Raw genomic sequence first — 4,058 nt, 5'->3', positions numbered from 1 at the left:
CTTCGTCGGCACGGTTCTTGATCTTGCTGATGCGCGAAACCTTGTGCTCGTACACCTTGCCATCAGCGTCCTTGGTCGCCAGACGGAAGCGCACCCAATCCTCACCGTCGCGGGTAAAGGGTTCGATGTCCTTGGCCGATAACGACGCGGTGTAGGCGCCTGTGTCCATCTTCGCCTTCAGGGTCTGGCCAAGCTCGGGCAGGGCGATGTTCTCGTAACGGCCGTAAAGCGTGGGCTCGGCGGCCATGACCGGCAGCGCCAACAACGACAACAGGGCAAGCAGTGGTTTCACAGGCAGGCTTCCTTGAGGGGGGTCAGTGCTTAGACTGTGCAAGCAGGATAGGTTCGCTGTCACAAGCCTAAACAACATAATGTGAAACATTTGTTCCTGCCGCCCGGCATTGGACATTTGGCGTTGGCCGCGGCGCTGCTTATCATTGCCGCCCGTTCTAATCCCACAACAAGAGTCTCTTTATGCGTCGCCTGCTGACCGGCATTCTTACCACCTCCCTGCTGCTGCTCAACACCTTGGTGCTGATCGGCCCGCTGCTGGTCTTTGCCCTGCTCAAGCTGGTGCTGCCAGGCCGCTGGCGTGACTATGCCTCGGCTGGAGTGATGTGGGTTGCCGAAACCTGGTCGGAAGTCGACAAGGCCATCTTTGCCTTGTGCATCCCCACCCGCTGGGACATCCGCGGCGTCGAGCGCCTGCGCAAGGACACCTCCTACCTGGCGGTCAGCAACCACCAGACCTGGGTCGACATTCCGGCATTGATCGAAAGCCTCAATCGCCGCACGCCGTTCTTCAAGTTCTTCCTGAAAAAGGAACTGATCTGGGTGCCGCTGCTGGGCCTGGCCTGGTGGGGCCTGGATTACCCGTTCATGAAGCGCTACAGCAAGGCGTTCCTGGAGAAGCATCCAGAGCTCAAGGGCAAGGACCTGGAAATCACCAAGGCCGCCTGCGAGCTGTTCAAGCGCCAGCCGGTGACCGTGGTCAATTACCTCGAAGGTACTCGCTTTACCGAGGCCAAGCGCCGGGAACAACAATCGCCCTATCGCCATCTGCTCAAGCCGAAGGCCGGCGGCGTGGCATTCGTGCTGGCGGCCCTGGGCGAGCAACTGGATGCGCTGCTGGATGTGACTATCGTGTACCCAGGGGACCAGGCGCCGGGCTTCTGGGCATTGCTCAATGGCAGCATCAGCCGGGTGATTATCGACATACAAGTGCGTGAACTGGACCCGGCGTTGTGGGCGGGGGATTACGAAAGTGACCCGGCGTTCCGCCAGTCTGTGCAGGCATGGGTGAACCAGCTGTGGGAGGAGAAGGATCAGCGGATCGAGCAGTTGCGCTCGGAGATGCGCTAAGCCGTCATTCTGGACCGGCCTCTTCGCGGGACAGGCCCGCGAAGAGGCCAATGAATGCAAATGCCCGATTAAAACCCTGGCTAATAATCAGCATAAGGAATACTTCTTTGTCACACCCCACCTAAGTGGATAAAAATCGATCAAAGCACAACTACAAAAAAGCCTGGATCGATCAATGGCCAACCCAACTAGCTCCGCCCCGCCCCAGCTCCGCCGTGTCCTGGGCCTCCCCGCCCTGGTGTTCTTCGGCCTGGTCTACATGGTCCCGCTGACCATCTTCACCACCTACGGCATCGTCACCGAACTCACCGGTGGTCGTACCGCCGGCGCCTACCTGGTCACCCTGCTGGCCATGCTGTTCACCGCCGCGTCCTACAGTTTCATGGTCAAGCGCTTCCCCGTCGCGGGCTCGGCGTATTCCTACACCAACATGGCCTTCGGCCAGAACGTCGGCTTCCTGGCCGGCTGGTCGCTGCTGCTCGACTACCTGTTCCTGCCGATGATCAACTACCTGCTGATCGGCCTGTTCCTCAACATCGCCTTCCCGGCGGTGCCTGCCTGGGCCTTCGTGCTCGCCTCCATCGCCCTGGTGACCGTGCTCAACGTGGTCGGCATCAACTCGGTGGCCAAGACCAGCAACCTGATCGTCGGTGCGCAGATCGTGTTCATCGGCGTGTTCGTGGCGCTGTCCTGGCAGACCTTGGGCAATGGCCAGCCAATCGACTGGCTGACGCCGCTGAGCGGTGATGGCAGCGCACCCGGCTTCGGCCCGCTGATGGCTGGCGCTGCGGTACTGTGCCTGTCGTTCCTGGGCTTCGACGCAGTATCCACCTTGGCTGAGGAAAGCCGCGACGCCCGCCGCGACGTGCCGCGTGCGATCATCCTCACCACCCTGTTCGCCGGCCTGCTGTTCACCGTGCTGGCCTACGTGAGCCAGCTGGTGCTGCCCGGCAGCACCTTCGCCAACGCCGATGCAGCCGCCAACGAGGTGATGTTAAAGGCGGGCGGGCAGTTCCTGGCCAACTTCTTCACCGCCGCCTATGTGGCCGGCAGCCTGGGCTCGGCACTGGCCTCCCAGGCAGCGGTGTCACGCATTCTCTACACCATGGGCCGTGACCGGGTGCTGCCGCAGCGTACTTTCGGCCACCTGTCGCCACGCCTCGGCACGCCGGTGTTCGCCATTCTTCTGGTGTCGGCGTTTTCGCTGCTGGCGCTGGTGATCGACCTGTCCACCCTCGCCTCGCTGATCAGTTTTGGCGCGCTGGTGGCGTTCTCGGCGGTGAACCTGGCAGTGGTGAAAACCCACCTGATGGATGACAGCGCGCAGCGTAACCTCAAGGGCCTGCTGTGCTATGGCGCGGTGCCGCTGGTGGGGTTGAGCCTGACCTTGTGGCTGTGGACCAGCCTGTCGGCGCTGACCTTGGTGATTGGCCTGTGCTGGTTCGCCCTGGGGCTTGCGTACCTGGCGGTACTGACTGCCGGCTTCCGTCGCCCGGTTAGCCTGGTGGACTTCTCCGAAGCCGCCTGACTGGGAATACATGCTGGCTGCACCGGCCTCATCGCCGGCAAGCCGGCTCCCACAGGTTCACCGCTGCACTTGAAGTCGGTGAGCACCCTGTAGGAGCCGGCAACCCGGCGATAGGGCCAGCAGCGGCCCTGCATACCCTTCAGACCGAAGGCTGAGCCAACGGCGCCGGCGTAGTCCACAAACTACCCAGGTTCTGCAGCAACGACCCGGCGATGCCCTGCTGGCCGAGGTACTGCAGAATCAACGGCGCAAACTGCCCGATCATCCCGGTATCCATCCCCAACGCCTTGAACGCACTGTCCAGGTCGCTGCGGTTCTCAACGTCATTACCCAGCGCATGGCTCAGCGCCGACTGGCTTTCGCTGTTCTTGCCCAGCATTTCACCCAGCCCGCTCAACCCGCCCAGCGCATTGGCGCCCGACAGCAGGTCCAGCCCAGGCACGGCTTTGGTCAATTGGCCGTAATCGTCAGCGCTCAGGTTATTGCGCGCCAGCCCCAACATCGCCCCTGCCCCGCCCACGGCCTGCTCCGGGGTGATCTTCAGTTCGCTGCCCAGTGTATTGAGCAAATTGGCCTGCGCCTCGGGCGCCTGCACCTGGCCTTGTTGCTTCTGGTTCTGCATGGCAGAGACGGCGTTGGCAGCGTCGCTGAGGTTGAAGGCGAACACCGGGCTTGCAGCCAGGGTCATCAGGGTTGCCAGGGTGAATGCTTTCATCGGGAGGGACCTCATCGGCCGAAATGGCCTTGGAAACGAGGCGTTCGACTGAGGGAAGAGAGCTTTGTTCCGGGCCGCGAATCGGATATGTCGCGTTCCCAACCACCTGTCAGAGGCCGACCTAGCACTTTTGCCAGTTGCGGCCTGGTTTTGTTCAGACGGAAACTGGCTCCTTGTCTACTTGGGAAATACCCGCGGGATAATCGACATGAATGACGAGAACCGTAAAGCACAACAAGACCCAACAAAAAACAACCTCTTCTACCAAAACGGTAAATTATCTTTAATCAAACAACCTAATAAAAGCGTGAGAATTTTCCGAACACAGAATTTAGTGCTCTCGGAGAGACACACTGTACTTTCGTCATCCAGTACCACCCTGCTAGAAACAGATCGCCACGCCTCATTGCTGCGAGCACACGGCGTAGCCTGCATACACAGCCACCTCTATAC

The 4,058-nt window shown here is 60.9% G+C and carries 5 protein-coding genes; 3 read left to right on the top strand and 2 right to left on the bottom strand.

Annotation, left to right across the window (positions count from 1 at the left end):
• Window positions 1-292: RimK/LysX family protein (locus APH34_RS28175; RefSeq protein WP_177337060.1), on the bottom strand; the 292-nt coding region annotated here is incomplete at its 3' end.
• A gap of 182 nt (window positions 293-474) precedes the next feature.
• On the opposite strand from APH34_RS28175, the gene APH34_RS28170 reads away from it, so the two are divergent.
• Both APH34_RS28170 and APH34_RS28165 read left to right on the top strand, forming a co-directional pair.
• Complete coding sequence (locus APH34_RS28170) at window positions 475-1,362, top strand: acyltransferase (protein ID WP_054903773.1); 888 nt, start codon at window positions 475-477, stop codon at window positions 1,360-1,362.
• Between the two features lie 175 nt (window positions 1,363-1,537).
• Entirely contained in the window at window positions 1,538-2,890 is a 1,353-nt protein-coding gene (locus APH34_RS28165; RefSeq protein ID WP_054903772.1) for an APC family permease, read from the top strand.
• A gap of 139 nt (window positions 2,891-3,029) precedes the next feature.
• Here APH34_RS28165 and APH34_RS28160 read toward each other — a convergent pair whose 3' ends face one another.
• On the bottom strand, window positions 3,030-3,605 hold the full coding sequence (locus APH34_RS28160; RefSeq protein ID WP_054903771.1) for a DUF2780 domain-containing protein: 576 nt from the start codon (window positions 3,603-3,605) through the stop codon (window positions 3,030-3,032).
• A 208-nt stretch (window positions 3,606-3,813) separates the two neighbouring features.
• Here APH34_RS28160 and APH34_RS29850 point away from each other — a divergent pair.
• Window positions 3,814-4,058, top strand: a 245-nt coding sequence (locus tag APH34_RS29850) for a hypothetical protein (protein ID WP_371263335.1), incomplete at its 3' end; no start/stop codon positions are given.

This window comes from Pseudomonas sp. NBRC 111131 (assembly GCF_001320525.1).
GTDB classification, from domain to species: Bacteria; Pseudomonadota; Gammaproteobacteria; order Pseudomonadales; family Pseudomonadaceae; genus Aquipseudomonas; species Aquipseudomonas ceruminis.
This window is presented reverse-complemented; position numbering and strand designations above follow the sequence as displayed.